The 16972-nt window shown below is 42.7% G+C and carries 17 protein-coding genes; 14 read left to right on the top strand and 3 right to left on the bottom strand.

What is annotated here, in order from left to right:
* Positions 1-262: 262 nt before the first annotated feature.
* The gene (locus WDV75_RS16780; RefSeq protein ID WP_338860183.1) at positions 263-1030 is read left to right on the top strand and encodes an endonuclease/exonuclease/phosphatase family protein; all 768 of its coding nucleotides are present in this window, start codon (positions 263-265) and stop codon (positions 1028-1030) included.
* 97 nt (positions 1031-1127) lie between these two features.
* On the opposite strand, the gene WDV75_RS16775 is transcribed toward WDV75_RS16780, so the two are convergent.
* The gene (locus tag WDV75_RS16775; protein WP_189759493.1) at positions 1128-2513 is read right to left on the bottom strand and encodes an amino acid permease; all 1386 of its coding nucleotides are present in this window, start codon (positions 2511-2513) and stop codon (positions 1128-1130) included.
* A 167-nt stretch (positions 2514-2680) separates the two neighbouring features.
* On the opposite strand from WDV75_RS16775, the gene queE reads away from it, so the two are divergent.
* Positions 2681-3352 (top strand): 7-carboxy-7-deazaguanine synthase QueE, encoded by a 672-nt coding sequence (gene queE, locus WDV75_RS16770; RefSeq protein ID WP_273560155.1) that lies wholly within the window; start codon positions 2681-2683, stop codon positions 3350-3352.
* 34 nt (positions 3353-3386) lie between these two features.
* Here queE and queD read toward each other — a convergent pair whose 3' ends face one another.
* Positions 3387-3749, bottom strand: coding sequence for a 6-carboxytetrahydropterin synthase QueD (gene queD, locus WDV75_RS16765; RefSeq protein WP_189759495.1), 363 nt, complete (start codon positions 3747-3749; stop codon positions 3387-3389).
* Between the two features lie 276 nt (positions 3750-4025).
* Here queD and cysJ point away from each other — a divergent pair, with 276 nt between their 5' ends.
* The 5 genes from cysJ (at position 4026) to WDV75_RS16740 (ending at position 9788) form a co-directional block, all read left to right on the top strand.
* The gene (gene cysJ, locus WDV75_RS16760; protein WP_273560156.1) at positions 4026-5822 is read left to right on the top strand and encodes an NADPH-dependent assimilatory sulfite reductase flavoprotein subunit; all 1797 of its coding nucleotides are present in this window, start codon (positions 4026-4028) and stop codon (positions 5820-5822) included.
* A gap of 1 nt (position 5823) precedes the next feature.
* Complete coding sequence (cysI, locus tag WDV75_RS16755) at positions 5824-7563, top strand: assimilatory sulfite reductase (NADPH) hemoprotein subunit (RefSeq protein WP_273560158.1); 1740 nt, start codon at positions 5824-5826, stop codon at positions 7561-7563.
* The gene (locus WDV75_RS16750) at positions 7560-8294 is read left to right on the top strand and encodes a phosphoadenylyl-sulfate reductase (protein WP_273560160.1); all 735 of its coding nucleotides are present in this window, start codon (positions 7560-7562) and stop codon (positions 8292-8294) included. The genes cysI and WDV75_RS16750 overlap by 4 nt, the downstream gene beginning before the upstream one ends.
* A 514-nt stretch (positions 8295-8808) precedes the next feature.
* Positions 8809-9555 carry a hypothetical protein gene (locus WDV75_RS16745; RefSeq protein WP_273560162.1) on the top strand — a complete coding sequence of 249 codons (747 nt, stop codon included), beginning with the start codon at positions 8809-8811 and terminating at the stop codon, positions 9553-9555.
* A gap of 8 nt (positions 9556-9563) precedes the next feature.
* Positions 9564-9788, top strand: a complete 225-nt coding sequence (locus WDV75_RS16740; RefSeq protein WP_338860180.1) for a hypothetical protein — start codon at positions 9564-9566, stop codon at positions 9786-9788.
* 28 nt (positions 9789-9816) lie between these two features.
* Here WDV75_RS16740 and WDV75_RS16735 read toward each other — a convergent pair whose 3' ends face one another.
* A complete protein-coding gene (locus WDV75_RS16735) occupies positions 9817-10296 on the bottom strand; it encodes an Hcp family type VI secretion system effector (protein ID WP_273560164.1) in 480 nt (159 codons plus the stop codon).
* 377 nt (positions 10297-10673) lie between these two features.
* On the opposite strand from WDV75_RS16735, the gene cysG reads away from it, so the two are divergent.
* The 7 genes from cysG (at position 10674) to ispF (ending at position 16961) form a co-directional block, all read left to right on the top strand.
* Entirely contained in the window at positions 10674-12095 is a 1422-nt protein-coding gene (gene cysG, locus WDV75_RS16730) for a siroheme synthase CysG (protein ID WP_273560166.1), read from the top strand.
* Positions 12096-12105: 10 nt separating this feature from the next.
* Complete coding sequence (cysD, locus tag WDV75_RS16725; RefSeq protein WP_273560168.1) at positions 12106-13014, top strand: sulfate adenylyltransferase subunit CysD; 909 nt, start codon at positions 12106-12108, stop codon at positions 13012-13014.
* A gap of 11 nt (positions 13015-13025) precedes the next feature.
* Positions 13026-14468 carry a sulfate adenylyltransferase subunit CysN gene (cysN, locus tag WDV75_RS16720; RefSeq protein ID WP_273560170.1) on the top strand — a complete coding sequence of 481 codons (1443 nt, stop codon included), beginning with the start codon at positions 13026-13028 and terminating at the stop codon, positions 14466-14468.
* Positions 14469-15068, top strand: a complete 600-nt coding sequence (gene cysC / locus WDV75_RS16715) for an adenylyl-sulfate kinase (RefSeq protein WP_273560172.1) — start codon at positions 14469-14471, stop codon at positions 15066-15068.
* Between the two features lie 316 nt (positions 15069-15384).
* Positions 15385-15678: a cell division protein FtsB gene (ftsB, locus tag WDV75_RS16710; protein ID WP_189759506.1), complete on the top strand. Its 294-nt coding sequence runs from the start codon at positions 15385-15387 to the stop codon at positions 15676-15678.
* A gap of 33 nt (positions 15679-15711) precedes the next feature.
* The gene (ispD, locus tag WDV75_RS16705) at positions 15712-16491 is read left to right on the top strand and encodes a 2-C-methyl-D-erythritol 4-phosphate cytidylyltransferase (protein ID WP_273560175.1); all 780 of its coding nucleotides are present in this window, start codon (positions 15712-15714) and stop codon (positions 16489-16491) included.
* Positions 16488-16961, top strand: a complete 474-nt coding sequence (ispF, locus tag WDV75_RS16700; protein WP_189759508.1) for a 2-C-methyl-D-erythritol 2,4-cyclodiphosphate synthase — start codon at positions 16488-16490, stop codon at positions 16959-16961. Before ispD ends, ispF begins: the two co-directional genes overlap by 4 nt.
* Positions 16962-16972 lie beyond the last annotated feature (11 nt).

The following is a 16972-nucleotide window of genomic DNA, read 5'->3' as shown; positions in this document are numbered from 1 at the left end:
AATATATTAATATTTATTTTTTTAATATTAAACAAATCAATCGACTAATTATAGTGAGTAAATGTTTTACCAATATGTTGTGTTGTTATTATATAGTTACACAATCATGCTGATTTTTTAAGCGCTAGAGATTGAAATCAATTCTCAAGATGTCATATTAGTGGAGATAAAGGTGTTGAGGTAAACTGGGGGAAACTTGATCAGGAATAGTTATTTAAGAAAAAGTTGGGCGAGAAAAGATTATGCGCAGAAAAATTTTGCCATGAGATATGTTGCCGGACAGCCTGTAGAGCGTGTTTTCCCTACTTCTAAGCAATTACTTGAGGATGAGTCGCTACCACGTGGAGAACCTCTCCTTGAGCATAATCGTGAGCTTTCTGTTGCTATCTGGAATATCTATAAACAACAGCGCCCATCATGGCAACAGGTTTTGTCTTCTTTGATTGAGAAGAGTGACCTTGTCTTGCTACAAGAAGCACAAACGACCCCAGCTTTATTGAGATTTATTACAGACAGTGGCTTGGTCGCGGATCAGGTTCCTGCATTTGCTCTCCCTCAACATCCATCGGGTGTGATGACATTAGCATCGTCTTCACCAGTTTATTGCTGCCCGCTACGTGAAAAAGAACCGATATTTAGACTATCTAAATCGTCATTAATTACAATTTATCCATTGCCAGATAAACGTCAGTTAATGGTGATAAACGTGCATGCCATTAACTTTAGCCTTGGTGTTGATGTTTATAGTCGACAACTCAATAACATTGGCATTCATATCAGCTTACATAATGGGCCTGTTATTTTTGCTGGGGATTTTAATGCATGGAGTCGGCAGAGATTAAAAATATTGGAACGTTTTACACATCGTATGCATTTGAAAGAAGTATATTTTAATGATGATCATAGAACGATTGTTTTTGGCAAGCCGCTGGATTTTGTTTTTTATCGTGAATTAAAAGTTTCCCGTGCAGCAGTTGTCATGACGGGTGCGTCTGATCATAACCCGTTGATGGTGAAATTTTCTTTGTGATGATAATTGATTGGCTAAAACGACTTATTGATCTTGCAGAGAAAAGATAAAAAAGCGTCGATGCTTACCGACGCTTTTTGAAACATACTTGAACAGTTTACTGATTAGAAGAACGATTTGCTGATAGTTTCTTCTTCACACCGAAGAAATAAGCCAGAGTCAAAATAAACACCCAGCCCAGACCAACATATAATGCGTCTCTTGTTTGCTCAAAATAGCCCAGTAATACGATGACACTGACCATGAAAACAAGTGTGATTATTGGGGCTATGGGCCACATTGGGATTGGAAATTTCAGTGTCTTGACTTCTTCTGCGCTCATTTGGCGACGCATAGCAATCTGCGAGATTAAAATCATCAACCATACCCAAACGGTTGCAAATGTGGCAACAGAAGCGATAAGAATGAAGATTTCTTCAGGGATCAGATAATTTAGCACTACGCCAAGTAACAGAACTGCAGTCATGACAAGAACCGTCATCCATGGCACACCATTACGAGTTAATTTTTTGAATGATTCGGGTGCTTGTCCTTCTTGCGCCATGCCATACATCATCCTGCCAGCACCAAAAATATCACTATTGATAGCGGAAATCGCCGCGGTAATCACGACCACATTCAGAATATTTGCCGCTGAATTAATTCCCAAATTAGAAAAAATCTGTACAAATGGGCTGCCATCCTGACCAATTTGATTCCATGGATAGATGCTCATCAGGATACACAGAGTCAAAACATAGAAGATCAAGATACGAAACGGAACCGCATTAATTGCCTGAGGGATCGTTTTTTCTGGATTTTTCGCTTCACTAGCGGTGATACCAATGACTTCGATGCCACCAAAGGCGAACATAACAATGGCGAATGAAGCTATCACGCCACTGATACCATTTGGCATAAAACCGCCATGTTCCCATAAATTGGACAAACCGGTTGCATGTTCAGTTGCTTGTCCGAAACCGTAAAACATAATGGCAAGGCCGCCAATAATCATGGCAATAATGGCAGTGACTTTAATGATTGAAAGCCAAAACTCCATTTCACCAAAGATTTTTACGTGACACAGATTCAAGGCGCCAATAAAACAGACAATCCCTAAAACCCAAATCCACTGATCAACATGTGGGAACCAGAGCTTCATATACGTGCCGAATGCAGTAACATCAGCCAGGCAAACAAACAGCATTTCAAGAATATAGATCCAACCAGTTAAGAAACCGGCCAAAGGTCCCAGATAATGGCTAGCATATTGCGAAAAAGAACCAGAAACAGGATGGTGAACGGCCATTTCGCCGAGTGCTCTCATCACGATAAATACGGCAGCTCCGCCGAGTAAATAGGCCAGCAATACAGCGGGACCTGCTTGCTGTATTGCTGCTGCTGAGCCATAAAACAGCCCTGTGCCTATTGCAGAGCCTAAAGCCATAAAGCGGATATGCCGCACGCTTAGACCCTGTTTAAGCTGATTTTCATTATTTTGCATTCGTTATTCCCATCTATCCTTTCAGCCTGAGAGTATTTAGGCATACGATGCTCTGTCTGGCGTGAGATGCCAGCAAAAGCAACCTGGTACAATACCATAAAGATGGATGTTCGCGGGATAGATATCTGTAATAATAACGGGCAGTTTATTAAAACCAGAGTTTTTTTATGATTTACCCAATAAATGAAATCTTCCAAACTTTACAGGGAGAAGGCGTGTTTACCGGTGTACCTTCGGTTTTCATTCGATTACAGGGATGTCCAGTAGGGTGCAGTTGGTGCGATACCAAACATACATGGGAAAAAGAGGCTGATAAGCAGCAGCCAATGGAAAATATCTTACTAAAATCGCAAGACAGCGATTTGTGGGGCGTTGCCAGTGCAAAACAATTACTGAGCATATTCACTCGTCAAGGTTATAGTGCGAAGCATATTGTTATTACAGGCGGAGAACCGTGCTTATATGACTTGTATCCTTTGACTGAAACACTGGAAAGTGAAGGCTATCAATGTCAGATAGAGACGAGTGGTACACATGCTATTAAGTGTTCTGACAAAACGTGGGTGACAGTTTCTCCGAAAGTGAAAATGCGCGGAGGCTATCGGGTTTTGCCTGAGGCGATTAAACGCGCTAATGAAATTAAGCACCCTGTTGGGCGGCAGCGCGATATTGAAGCATTAGATGAATTATTGACTATGCTTGATGGAAATCCTACTCCGGTTATTGCCTTACAGCCGATCAGCCAGAAAGAAGATGCTACTCGCCTGTGCATCGAAACGTGTATTGCCCGTAATTGGCGTTTTTCGATGCAAACCCATAAATACTTAAATATCGCCTAAATCTCATTCAGCACCAGGCTCTGGTGCTGAATCCTTATTCTCCCCGATAGATACAACCTGCGCTACAAGTCTCTTTAACCATAACAGCACTGAGTTGAGGCAACGTCGGTTTTAACTTCTCCCAGATCCACTTGGCCAACACTTCGCTGGTTGGATTTTCAAGCCCAGGAATCTCATTGAGATAATGGTGATCGAGCTGTTCCCAGACAGGTTTAAAGGCGGCTTTGACATCGGCAAAATCCATGAGCCAGCCACTAAGCGGATTAACTTCTCCGGTGATTTCCAGACGTACCATGAATGAATGCCCATGCAAACGCCCACATTTGTGTCCTTCCGGTACGTGTGGAAGGCGATGTGCTGCCTCGAATTGAAAATCTTTAAAGATAGTTGTACTCATTGTGCTTTCCCCTGATTTTAAAAGGTCGGCTATTCTACCTGAACTTTGCGAGCTTAACGTGATTTTTCTGGAAGTAAAAAGCACAACGCTTAACGACTTTATTGATATATTAAATCTGTAAATAAAGTTAGGTGTTTTGGTTATGAGATATTGCGATCCTTTCTTTAAATACAGCTCCTATTCTGGGATAACCTTAATCAATTCATGTTCATGACTGGATTGATTCCTGCATCTTGTACAACATGGATACTGGCTATAGCAAAAGGCACTGGGACAATGACCGCAAAACCACCTTCAATCGCATTACTACCTGTTTCTCCAGAACAATTATCACGCTTGCAGTCTGCAATTAGCGATTTTTCTCCCCACCAATTAGCCTGGTTGTCTGGTTACTTTTGGGGAATGGTGAATCATCAGCCACAAATGGGGGCAGAGGCACCTGCCGTTTCCGCACAGGAAACCGTAACTTTGCTTTCCGCATCGCAAACAGGCAATGCCCGTCGCCTGGCTGAACAGTTAAGAGATTCACTATTAGCTGAAAATATCAATGTAAACTTAATTAATGCGGGTGACTATAAATTTAAACAAATTTCCCAGGAACGGATATTGATTATTATTGCTTCAACACAAGGTGAAGGTGAACCCGCAGAAGAAGCTGTAGCACTCCATAAGTATCTCTATGCCAAAAAAGCGCCATCAATGAAAGAGACGGTATACGCCGTATTTGGCCTTGGGGATACGTCGTATGAAAACTTCTGTCAGGCAGGGAAAGATTTTGACAGTCGTCTGTATGAGCTTGGTGCTCAGCGCCTATTGGATCGTGTTGATGCTGATGTGGAATACCAAGAACAAGCGGCTCAATGGCGTCAGCAAATTACAGATATTTTGAAGCAGCGTTTGTCAGTACAGGTAAATGCTGTCACTTCATCTACTATTTCAGCGCATGTCAAGGAAGCCCAAACGTATACCAAAGAAAGCCCCTTGACGGCTTCCCTGTTGACGAGCCAGAAAATAACGGGACGTGGTTCTGACAAAGATGTTCGCCATGTTGAAATTGATTTAGGGGACTCAGGGCTGCGTTATCAACCAGGAGATGCCTTGGGGGTTTGGTTTGAAAACGATCCGGCTTTAGTGGATGAATTAATAGCTCTGCTTTGGTTAGACGGTTCAGAGCAGGTCAATGTGCATGGAAAATCACTTCCATTGCGTAATGCTTTGATTAGTCACGTAGAGTTGACACAAAATACTGGTGTAATTGTTGGGAAATATGCAGCGTTGGCGAAAGATGAAAAACTGTTATCGCTAGTCGCTAACAAACAAGCCTTGCAGCAATACGCTCAGACAACACCTATTGTTGATATGGTCAGGGCTGCGGCTTCACAGCCAGAAGCCCAACAATTTATTGATTTATTGCGCCCACTGACACCACGTCTCTATTCCATCTCCTCTTCACAATCTGAGGTGGAAAACGAAGTTCATATTACTGTTGGCGTTGTTCGTTATGACATTGAAGGGCGTGCCCGTACAGGTGGCGCGTCAGGTTATCTGGCGGATCGCTTGCAAGAAGATGACAGCATCCGCGTGTTTATCGAACAGAACGACAATTTCCGTTTACCGGCCGATCCTAATACACCAATCATCATGATTGGGCCGGGAACGGGGGTTGCTCCGTTTAGGGCATTTTTGCAGCACCGTGACAGTCAGGGAGCTGAAGGTAAAAACTGGCTGTTTTTCGGTAATCCCCATTTTGTTGAAGATTTTCTTTATCAGGTTGAATTCCAGCGTTATATGAAAGAGGGCTTATTGACCCGCATTGATCTGGCATGGTCAAGGGATCAGCAACATAAAGTATATGTACAAGACAAACTGCGTGAACAGGGAGGAGAAGTTTGGCGCTGGATCCAGGATGGCGCTCATCTGTATGTTTGTGGCGATGCGAATCGCATGGCAAAAGACGTAGAACAGGCCCTATTGGACATCATTTCACAACATGGTGGTATGGATGCTGAACAGGCTGATGAATTCTTGAGTGAATTGCGCCTTGAGCGCCGTTATCAGAGAGATGTTTACTAATATGAGCAATGTGAGCAAAGAAAAAACAGATATCTTAATCGTTGAAGGCAAACTTGCAGACAGTGAACGCATGAAGTTGGACAGTAATTATTTGCGAGGAACGATCAGCGAAGATTTAAAAAATGGGCTGACAGGCGGATTTGAGGGGGATAATTTTCTCCTTATCCGCTTTCATGGCATGTATCAGCAAGATGACCGTGATATTCGGGCCGAGCGTATAGAACAAAAACTCGAACCACGCCATGCCATGATGCTGCGTTGTCGCTTACCGGGGGGGATTATTACCCCAAAACAGTGGCTGGGTATTGATCGGTTTGCGACAGAAAATACGCTGTATGGCAGTATTAGATTGACCAACCGCCAGACATTTCAGTTTCATGGGATATTAAAAAACAATCTCAAGCCAGCACATCAATTATTAGCACATATGGGCTTGGATTCACTGGCTACCGCTAACGACGTCAATCGTAACGTGCTGTGTACGTCCAATCCGGTGCAATCTGCTTTACACCAACAGGCTTATGAGTGGGCGAAAAAGATATCGGAACATCTGCTGCCTCGTACCAATGCGTATGCTGAAATCTGGTTGGATAAAGAAAAAATTGCAACGACCGATGAAGAGCCGATTCTTGGCACTACTTATTTGCCCCGTAAATTCAAAACATCGGTGGTGATCCCGCCACAAAATGATGTGGATCTACATGCCAACGATATGAACTTTGTCGCCATTGCGGAAAATGATCAATTAATTGGCTTTAACGTATTGGTGGGTGGGGGATTAGCCATGACCCACGGCGACAAAAAAACCTTCCCACGACTGGCGAGTGAATTTGGTTTTATTGCACAGGAACACACCTTGGCCATTGCAGAGGCGATAGTGACCACCCAACGTGATTGGGGTAACCGGACTGACCGTAAAAATGCGAAAACCAAATATACCCTTGAACGTGTGGGTATTGAAACCTTCAAACAAGAGGTTGAAAAACGTGCTGGTGTGAAATTTGAAGCTATTCGGCCATATAAATTCACTGGTCGGGGCGATCAAATTGGTTGGTTAAAAGGCATTGATGATCAATGGCACCTGACCTTATTTATTGAAAATGGCCGTTTGTTGGATTATCCCAACAAGCCATTAAAAACAGGGATTGCAGAAATTGCGAAAATCCATAAAGGCGATTTTCGTCTGACTGCCAACCAAAACCTGATTGTGGCAGGAGTGCCGGAGAGTGAAAAAACGCGGATTGAAGACATTGCCCGTGCTCATGGCTTAATTGACGATAGCGTGACTACTTTGCGTCACCACGCTATGGCCTGTGTTTCATTTCCTACTTGCCCATTAGCGATGGCTGAAGCAGAACGTTTCCTGCCGACTTTTGTCGATTATGTTGATGCGTTAATGGAAAAACATGGTGTGGGTGATGAAGAGATCATACTGCGTGTTACAGGCTGTCCGAATGGATGTGGCAGGGCGATGCTGGCAGAAATTGGGCTGGTGGGTAAAGCACTTGATCGTTACAACCTGCATCTTGGTGGAAATCGCATCGGTGATCGCATTCCCCGCATGTACAAGGAAAATATTACATCAGCAGAGATCCTTGAGATACTGGATAAATTAATTGGTCGTTGGGCATCAGAGCGTCATGCCGGTGAATGTTTTGGTGATTTTCTGATCCGCGCTGATATCATCAAACCCGTATTGAATTCAGCCGTCGATTTTTATGATTGGCAGGAGGCAGTATGAGCCGATTGAACTTATCGGAGCTGGTGGCACTGGCTCCAGAGCAGCAAATCACGTCATTGGCAGACATCAATCAACAACTGGAGATACTGGATGCTCGTGAACGTGTGAGATGGGCATTGGAGCATCTATCTGGCGAATTTGTGCTTTCCTCTAGCTTTGGTATTCAGGCGGCTGTCTGTTTGCATCTTGTGACACGGGAGTATCCTGATATTCCCGTGATTCTTACCGATACGGGATACTTATTTCCTGAAACTTATCAATTTATTGATAAACTGACTGAAAAACTCAACTTGAACTTGAAGATTTTTCGTGCAGAACATTCTCCCGCCTGGCAAGAAGCACGTTATGGCAAATTATGGGAACAGGGAATAGAAGGGATAGAACGTTATAACCAAATCAATAAAGTTGCGCCGATGAATCGTGCATTAGCAGCTCTGCAAGCACAAAGCTGGTTTGCGGGGTTGCGTCGCCAGCAATCAGAAAGCCGAACTAACTTACCTGTGCTGGCAGTTCAACGGGGAGTTTTTAAAATCTTGCCTATAATTGATTGGGATAATAGGCAGGTTCACCAATACTTGACCAAGCATAGCCTTGAATACCATCCATTATGGGAACAGGGCTACCTTTCTGTCGGGGATACGCATACCACCCAAAAATGGGAACCCGGTATGAGTGAAGAACAAACGCGTTTTTTTGGCTTGAAACGTGAGTGTGGTTTGCACGAAAGTTGAATTAATCCCCAGCTTTATTTGAGAAGGGTTTGTTCAGAACCGCGTAAATTTAGGCTCGGTTTTTTAGGTTGGAATGGTTAAAAAAACCGAGCTGCCTTGAATGCACTATTAAATCCTCTATTATTTCCGGTAGGAAAAATTAAAAATCTTCAAAATTACAATTATTCTTTATGGATGAATTGGGGGTAACTTTGTGCTTTTTTAATACATTATTATTATGTGATTGATGTGGCTATTTTTTTATATAGAAATGTTATATTCTAACTCTTCGTTAAGAATAGGATATGTCGTATGGATAAGAGGGAAGAATTACTACAACAAATAAATCATGTGTTAGCTAATAGTCCTGTGATTGCAGAGGATAAACTATAATGATGACGTTTTGCTTTCAATTATTGTCATCAACTCAGACTGATGCTGCTAATATGAAAATTTCGGATGGTAGAATCTTATCATTAAAACTGGATAGAAAAGCAGTTAAACACTGATTGAATTATTTTTTGTGGAGTAATACATGGGATTTGATATTAGCCGTCATTTTAAGATGTCATTAGAAGCTCAACAAAATTTAGCTTTGAGAATAGAAGAAGCTCAACGTGAAGCCGCTTTAAGGTTAGAACGTGCTGTTGAAGAAGTTGGAGTAATGGCGATAGATACAGTGGAAAATATAGGATTGGGGGCTAAACGTGCACTTTGGAGAACATCATATTTTTGGGATGGATATGAAGATGTAAATGAGAAAATAAATGCAGATGATAAGAGGATGATCATAAACCTATGGACTGCTAAGAATGAAAAAGACTTTATAATGAGGATGGCAGTAGCATATGTTGACGAATTATTCAAAGACTATAGTGAAGATGCAAGAGAAAGAATATACCTTGGAGTGTTGAAATTTTCGGCTAAAGTAGCGGCGTCTAAATCAACAAAATTATCAATATCTATTGTAGTAGCGGAGTTTATATATAGAACGTTAATAACAAACATTCTTGTAAAAAACATAGCTAGAAAATTTATAAATATGGCTTTAAGTGCTTTTCAATCATATGGATATTTTGAAAAGGCGGCAGTATCAGCAGATAAGCTTAAAAGAGAATGTCCATCTCTTTACTGGGCATTATATAGTAAGAATTTGGAAATGATGTATTTTATAGTTGAACCTGTATTATCTAAGGGTACTCATTTAATAGGTAAAAAAGGAATAGACAAACCTGATGAAAACTCTGTTGCTCGTGTAATTTCAGATATAATAGACTTTTGAGTGTATATATGAATAATAAAATATTTAGTAAGGGATGGTTTAAAGCACTTATTTTGTCTTTCTTTAAAGACTTATTATGGACAAATATTCCTGTGGTGGTTATTTTTATCTGGGTATCTGTATGTTTATACTTTTTCCCTGATATATGGGGTTGGTTGTCTTTATTTGGCATAATTATAATTTTGGCTTTGTTTTTTATTTTTGCGTACATAAGTGAAAAAAATAAAAGCTAAGCATATATATGCTTAGCTTAACTTGGTGTTAGTAAACTCGGTCATCCCATATACTATAGGCAGATGTACCTGCTGTTACGTGACTCCATGATATAGACTTATAGTTAAGTAAAATTTTTTCATATGGCATCATATCATTGTTGTTAATTGAATTTGGATAAGTGCAAGAAATATCCACAACGGTTGCTTCTGTGAGTTTTACTTCATAAAAAAGTTCTGATTGTCCAGTAGGATTTGTCCGATAAAAAATAAAAGCGGCATTCAGTGATTCATTAGAATCTATAGCCATTGCTAATAATGGAGAGGACTTATCTATTGGTTTGACAAATTGTATTGGATGATGACTTACATTTTGTTCTCGATTCATCATATGATTTAAGCTTAACACTTGTATTTGATCTTCGTGTCCTTTTTGATATCGGTTTCCTATGGAATCGAGAGTAGAACAACCTGCCGATATTAAGCCTTGCTTCTTACCGTTTAAGGTAAGATAAATCATGTATGACATAATGATTACCGTCCTAGTTTTTTATTTTAATGAAGAAGACTTGAATTTAAATCAGAGAAGTATAACTTAACACATTAAAAAAATGTGTAATAGGTACAGCAAAGCAAAAAAGATCGGCTTGAGATCATTTTTATTCGAGTAAACTATTAATTAATAGTCGTGGTAGGCTGGAAAACCAGAGTTACTGCGCTGGTGGGCTACCGCTGCTTTTTTAGCTTATGCGATTCAGGAACAAATAATTACTTTTTGTCATTTCATAACCTAATCACGGCCTCATATATTCATCTTCTGGTCATCATAATAATTAAGAGCTATATCCTTTGTGACTTGACATCCATAGGGTAGAACATGAACAGGCTCTAACGCAGGATGGTATCGTGGATTATTTACCTTTATTTATTGAGCTTAAAGCCCGATCGGTACTGCTTGTTGGGGGCGGAGAAATCGCCTCTCGCAAAGCAGACTTATTACTTCGTACTGGTGCAGTGCTAACGGTTGTTGCTCCTGAGCTACATGCAGAACTGCAACAACGCTACCAAAAAGGGGAAGTTGAGTGGTTACAGGGAACGTTTAAAACAGAATATCTTGATGGTGTATTTTTAGTGATTGCCGCCACAGACGATCACAACCTCAATCAACATATTTTTACCGAAGCCAATAAGCGCGCTATTTTGACCAACGTTGTGGATAACCAACCGCTCTGTTCGGCCATTTTCCCCTCAATTATTGATCGCTCTCCGATTATTGTGGCGATCTCATCGGCTGGAAAATCTCCGGTATTAACAAGATTATTGCGGGAAAAGCTGGAGTCTTTGCTCCCATTTAGCCTGGGTACGATGGCAAATATCGCGGGGCGCTGGCGCGAACGCGTGAAACAACGTTTTACTTCCGTACGTCAACGGCGCCATTTTTGGGAAAAGGCGTTTAATGGGCGTTTTGCCACACTCATCGCCAATGGGCAATTACAGCAAGCAGAAGAGCAACTTGAACAGCAGTTGACACAAGATGACTCTCATTCCCAAGGAGAACTTGCTCTGGTAGGTGCAGGGCCAGGTGATCCAGGATTATTGACCTTAAAAGGCTTGCAAGTGATCCAGCAGGCTGACGTCATTCTTTATGACCATTTAGTGAGCGCAGAAATTCTGGAGTTAGTTCGCCGTGATGCAGACAAAATCTGTGTTGGAAAAAGAGCAGGTAATCACTCCGTAGCGCAGGAAGAAACCAACCGACTTATCATCAAATTCGCGAATCAGGGGAAAAAAGTGGTTCGCTTAAAAGGGGGCGATCCCTTTATTTTCGGCCGTGGTGGAGAAGAATTACAGATTGCAGCAGCAGCGGGAATTCCTTTTCAAGTTGTGCCTGGCATTACGGCAGCGGTAGGTGCTTCTGCTTACGCGGGTATCCCATTGACTCACAGAGAACACGCGCAAAGCGTCACCTTTATTACCGGACATTGCCGTGAAAATGGCAATGAATTGGATTGGCCTGCACTCGCGCGGGGCAATCAAACATTAGCCATTTATATGGGGATCATGAAAGCAGCCTTGATCAGCCAAAAGCTGATCTCACACGGTCGGGATAGCCATACCCCCGTTGCCGTGATTGGTTGTGGCACTCGTCCAGAACAGCAAGTATTGACCGGAACCTTATCCGAATTGGAACGATTGGCACAAGAAGTTCCCTCACCTGCCTTACTGGTAATAGGAGAGGTGGCTCAACTCCACCATCAAATAGGATGGTTTGAAAGCGAAAACGCGGCTGATCAAGTAAATCGCCCTGCTGTGATTGATTTAGTATAAGGAGTGTCCAATGGACGAAAAAAGACTAACACACTTACAGCAACTTGAAGCTGAAAGTATCCATATTATTCGGGAAGTGGCTGCTGAATTTGCCAACCCCGTCATGCTCTATTCGATTGGTAAAGATTCCTCTGTAATGCTGCATCTTGCACGTAAAGCATTTTATCCGGGAAAACTGCCTTTCCCTTTATTACACGTAGATACAGGCTGGAAATTTCAGGACATGTACGACTTCCGTGATCGCACAGCGGAAAAATATGGTTTTGAGTTGCTGGTTTACCGCAATCCACAAGGAGAGATGTTGGGAATTAATCCTTTTATTCATGGCAGTGCCAAACATACCGATATCATGAAAACAGAAGGATTGAAGCAAGCACTGGATAAATACGGCTTTGATGCAGCATTTGGCGGGGCGCGGCGTGATGAAGAAAAATCGCGAGCCAAAGAACGAATTTACTCATTCCGTGACCGTTCCCATCGTTGGGACCCTAAAAACCAGCGCCCTGAACTTTGGCGCAACTATAACGGCCAGATTAACAAAGGGGAAAGTATCCGCGTCTTCCCGTTATCCAACTGGACCGAGTTGGATATCTGGCAATACATCTATTTGGAGCAGATCGAGATAGTCCCTCTTTATTTTGCTAAACCTCGTCCGGTTGTTCAGCGTGAGGGGACATTAATTATGGTTGACGATGATCGAATCGACCTGAAAGCAGGGGAAGTCATTAGCCAGCGGAAAGTGCGTTTTAGGACACTTGGCTGCTGGCCGCTGACAGGAGCGGTGGAATCAGGAGCAGAAACGTTGCCGGAAATCATCGAAGAAATGTTGATATCGACCACTAGCGAACGGCAAGGGCGGCTGATTGACAGTGATCAGTCAGGTTCTATGGAGCTGAAAAAGCGCCAGGGTTATTTTTAAGGAGTCCAGATATGCCAGCACTTGCATATAATGAAACTATTGCTAGTCAGATCAAGCAACAAGGCGGAGTTGAAGCCTATCTTCGGACGCAGCAGGAAAAAGGATTACTGCGTTTTTTAACTTGTGGTAGCGTGGATGATGGCAAAAGTACCCTAATTGGACGTTTGCTGCATGACACCCGTCAAATTTATGAGGATCAACTTGCAACTTTACAAAGTGATAGCAAGCGAATTGGGACTCAAGGAGAAAAGCTCGATCTAGCCTTATTAGTTGATGGATTGGCGGCTGAACGGGAACAAGGCATCACCATTGACGTAGCATACCGCTATTTTTCCACGGAAAAGCGTAAATTCATTATTGCGGACACACCAGGACATGAGCAATATACCCGCAATATGGCGACAGGAGCCTCAACCAGTAATCTTTCTATTTTATTGATCGATGCACGCAAAGGTGTTCAGGAACAAACTCGCCGCCACAGTTTTATCAGCACCTTGCTAGGTATTCGTCACTTGGTGGTGGCAGTCAATAAAATGGATTTGGTTGGATATCAGCAAGAGATATTTGAACAGATCAAGCAAGATTATTTGAATTTTGCAGCACAATTACCTACTGATCTCACCCTCTATTTCGTCCCAATTTCGGCGTTGGAAGGGGATAACATTGTCACCCGCAGTGAAAAAATGGCGTGGCATACGGAAAAAACGCTACTGGATATCCTGGAGTCCGTGGACGTAAAAACAAAAGCGACAGAACAGCCCTTGCGTTTCCCCGTACAGTATGTCAACCGCCCTGATCTTGATTTTCGTGGATATAGCGGCACATTGTCATCAGGGATTTTATGGCAAGGCCAGCAAATAAAAGTGATGCCGTCAGGTGTGATTTCTACGGTAGAAAGGATCGTCACGTTTAATGGTGATCTCACATTTGCCGTACCCGGAGAGGCTATTACCCTCGTATTAAAAGATGAAATAGATATTAGCCGTGGTGACTTATTGATTGCTGTTGACGCTCAAATGAGGGCAACTCGCCACGCTTTGGTTGATGTCGTCTGGATGTCAGAACAGCCTTTGATTCAAGGGCAAAGTTTGGATATCAAAGTCGCGGGTAAAAAAAGCCGTGGCAAAGTCGAGAATGTCCAATATCAAGTGGATATTAACAACCTGACACAGAAAGTTGCACTTGAGTTACCCCTCAACGCCATTGGGCGGGTGGAATTTTCATTTGATGAACCTTTGTTGCTCGACTGTTATGCGCAAAATGCAGATACCGGTGGCATTATCCTGATTGATCGTCTGACCAATGTGACCGTAGGAGCGGGATTGGTGCGTGAAATCCAGGCAGATGTTTATGAAGAGCCTAAAGAATACAGTGAGTTTGAGCTGGAACTTAACCAATTAGTTCGTCGCCACTTCCCGCACTGGGGAGTACGTGATCTATTGGGAGGAAAATAAGTGGCTCAGAATAATATCGTCTGGCATTCACATGTTTTGGATCGGGCGCAGCGGGAAAGCGCAAATGGGCATCCTGCACGGGTGATTTGGTTCACAGGGCTGTCTGGTTCAGGAAAATCCACCCTTGCAGGAGCATTGGAGCAGGCATTATTTGCACAGGGAATCAAAACGTACTTACTGGATGGGGATAATGTCCGTCATGGTCTGTGCAGTGATTTAGGCTTTTCTGCAATAGATCGGCAGGAAAATATCCGGCGCGTCGGTGAAGTTGCAAAATTGATGGTTGATGCGGGATTGGTTGTCCTGACAGCTTTTATTTCTCCCCATAGAGCAGAACGGCAAAAAATACGTGAACTCATGGGAGAGGGGCGATTTATTGAAGTGTATGTCGATACGCCACTGGAAATCTGTGAGGCTCGTGATCCCAAGGGACTATATAAAAAAGCACGAGCGGGAGAATTGCGCAATTTCACCGGAATTGATGCCACCTATGAAGCTCCAGAACAGCCAGAAGTCTATTTAGAGGGTTCACAGCCTGTAGAATCTTCGATTGAAAAACTGCTTTTTGCCCTGAAAAGCAACGATATCCTACCAACTTAGCGACTAAACCCAACAAACTGTCATGAAACACATTATTATTGTTAGTTAAATAATGTGTTTCTACACTCATTTAATGCAATGCATTTCTACTCTACCAATCTAATTTCAAGATGCGTGTGATTTCTTCCCGCGAAGCGGGGTGAAATCAGGTTTCATAGAGTGTTGTAAATTGCAACTTAAAGTTTAATGCGTATATATCGTACCATCCTGTTTTGCAAGAGGCTTTTTTTGCGGATGGTTTTGTAAACGGTTTTGTGAGAGTCAGTGGCGTCATGCTTTCAGTTGTGGGATGATTAGCGGGTTTTCAGGGGGGGAGATGGGCAAACTAACGCTACTATTATTGGTTCTTCTGGGTTGGTTACAGTATTCGTTGTGGTTCGGCAAAAACGGCATTCACGATTATGTGCGGGTTAAGGCTGAAGTTAATAAACAAGAAGCTGATAACCTAAAACTAAAAGCACGTAACGACCAGTTGTTTGCTGAAATTAAGGATCTTAAAGGGGGACAGGAAGCGATTGAAGAACGCGCTCGTAATGAATTGGGCATGATTAAACCAGGAGAATCTTTTTATCGTATGGTGCCTGATACCTCAAAACATAATGCGCAATAATCGTTAAATCAAAAACAGTAAATAATAATCAAAATGAATAAGTCACAACTTCATTCCCCTGCTGAAATTATTGCCTTGATCCCTGCTGCGGGTATTGGTAGCAGGATGAAATCAGATTGCCCCAAACAGTATCTGAAAGTTGCCGGAAAAACGATCCTTGAACATACTCTGGCAGCGTTGTTTGAGCATCCTCGCATACAACGCGCTATCATTGCTCTGAATCCAGCTGATACCCAATTTGCACAATTGCCTGTTGCTTCTGATCCGAGAATTACGACAGTTATTGGTGGTGAAGAGCGAGCTGGTTCGGTTCTGGCCGGGTTAGATTATCTGGTTAGTTTGCCTACAGACAGGACAAGCTGGGTTTTAGTGCATGATGCAGCCCGCCCTTGTCTTCATCGAAATGATCTCGATAGCCTGTTGCGACTGATTGATCACAACGCAGGATCTCCTGACATATGCGGTGGATTGTTGGCATCACCGGTAAGAGATACGATGAAACGCATGGTATCGTTGCCAGTCGCAGAGTCACCCACAATTAACCACACATTGATTGCACATACCGTTGACCGTAACGGATTGTGGCACGCTTTGACGCCACAATTATTCCCATTGCAGTTATTGCGTGATTGCTTGATCAAAGCACTTGCAGATCAAGCCTGTATCACCGATGAATCTTCGGCACTTGAGCATTGTGGTTATCGTCCTGTGCTGATTACTGGACGGGCGGACAATATAAAAGTAACCCAACCTGAAGATTTGGCATTGGCTGAATTTTACCTATCCCAAAAAGCTAAGGAATCGAACGTATGAGAATTGGACATGGTTTTGATGTGCATAAATTTGGCGGAGAAGGGCCATTGATCATTGGCGGTGTCCGCATTCCTTATGAACAGGGATTAATCGCTCATTCCGATGGGGATGTCGCTTTGCACGCAGCTACAGATGCTCTATTGGGCGCGGCAGCATTGGGAGATATTGGTAAATTATTTCCCGATACCGATCCTGCCTTCAAGGGCGCGGATAGCCGTGAATTACTGAAAGAAGCCTATCGCCGTATCCGTGCGAAGGGCTATCGGTTAGGCAACCTGGATATCACCATTATCGCACAGGCACCAAAAATGTTACCGCATATTCCCCAGATGCGGGTTAACCTGGCGGAAGATCTTGAATGCCATATGGATGATATTAACGTTAAAGCGACAACAACAGAAAAACTGGGATTTGTTGGTCGTAAAGAGGGTATTGCCTGCGAAGCGGTTGCTTTGTTGGTAAAAGAATAAGCGGGTAAAAG

The organism is Xenorhabdus griffiniae (genome assembly GCF_037265215.1).
GTDB classification, from domain to species: domain Bacteria; phylum Pseudomonadota; class Gammaproteobacteria; order Enterobacterales; family Enterobacteriaceae; genus Xenorhabdus; species Xenorhabdus griffiniae.
This window is presented reverse-complemented; position numbering and strand designations above follow the sequence as displayed.

Excerpts from the sequence above, each read along its gene's own strand:
- WDV75_RS16775 (WP_189759493.1), bottom strand. The coding sequence starts at position 2,513 with ATGCAAAATAATGAAAATCAGCTTAAACAGGGTCTAAGCGTGCGGCAT.
- ftsB (WP_189759506.1), top strand. The coding sequence starts at position 15,385 with ATGGGCAAACTAACGCTACTATTATTGGTTCTTCTGGGTTGGTTACAG.
- WDV75_RS16735 (WP_273560164.1), bottom strand. The coding sequence starts at position 10,296 with ATGTCATACATGATTTATCTTACCTTAAACGGTAAGAAGCAAGGCTTA.
- queD (WP_189759495.1), bottom strand. The coding sequence starts at position 3,749 with ATGAGTACAACTATCTTTAAAGATTTTCAATTCGAGGCAGCACATCGC.
- cysN (WP_273560170.1), top strand. The coding sequence starts at position 13,026 with ATGCCAGCACTTGCATATAATGAAACTATTGCTAGTCAGATCAAGCAA.
- cysD (WP_273560168.1), top strand. The coding sequence starts at position 12,106 with ATGGACGAAAAAAGACTAACACACTTACAGCAACTTGAAGCTGAAAGT.
- WDV75_RS16750 (WP_273560160.1), top strand. The coding sequence starts at position 7,560 with ATGAGCCGATTGAACTTATCGGAGCTGGTGGCACTGGCTCCAGAGCAG.
- ispF (WP_189759508.1), top strand. The coding sequence starts at position 16,488 with ATGAGAATTGGACATGGTTTTGATGTGCATAAATTTGGCGGAGAAGGG.
- WDV75_RS16740 (WP_338860180.1), top strand. The coding sequence starts at position 9,564 with ATGAATAATAAAATATTTAGTAAGGGATGGTTTAAAGCACTTATTTTG.
- cysJ (WP_273560156.1), top strand. The coding sequence starts at position 4,026 with ATGACCGCAAAACCACCTTCAATCGCATTACTACCTGTTTCTCCAGAA.
- cysI (WP_273560158.1), top strand. The coding sequence starts at position 5,824 with ATGAGCAATGTGAGCAAAGAAAAAACAGATATCTTAATCGTTGAAGGC.
- queE (WP_273560155.1), top strand. The coding sequence starts at position 2,681 with ATGATTTACCCAATAAATGAAATCTTCCAAACTTTACAGGGAGAAGGC.
- WDV75_RS16780 (WP_338860183.1), top strand. The coding sequence starts at position 263 with ATGAGATATGTTGCCGGACAGCCTGTAGAGCGTGTTTTCCCTACTTCT.
- ispD (WP_273560175.1), top strand. The coding sequence starts at position 15,712 with ATGAATAAGTCACAACTTCATTCCCCTGCTGAAATTATTGCCTTGATC.
- WDV75_RS16745 (WP_273560162.1), top strand. The coding sequence starts at position 8,809 with ATGGGATTTGATATTAGCCGTCATTTTAAGATGTCATTAGAAGCTCAA.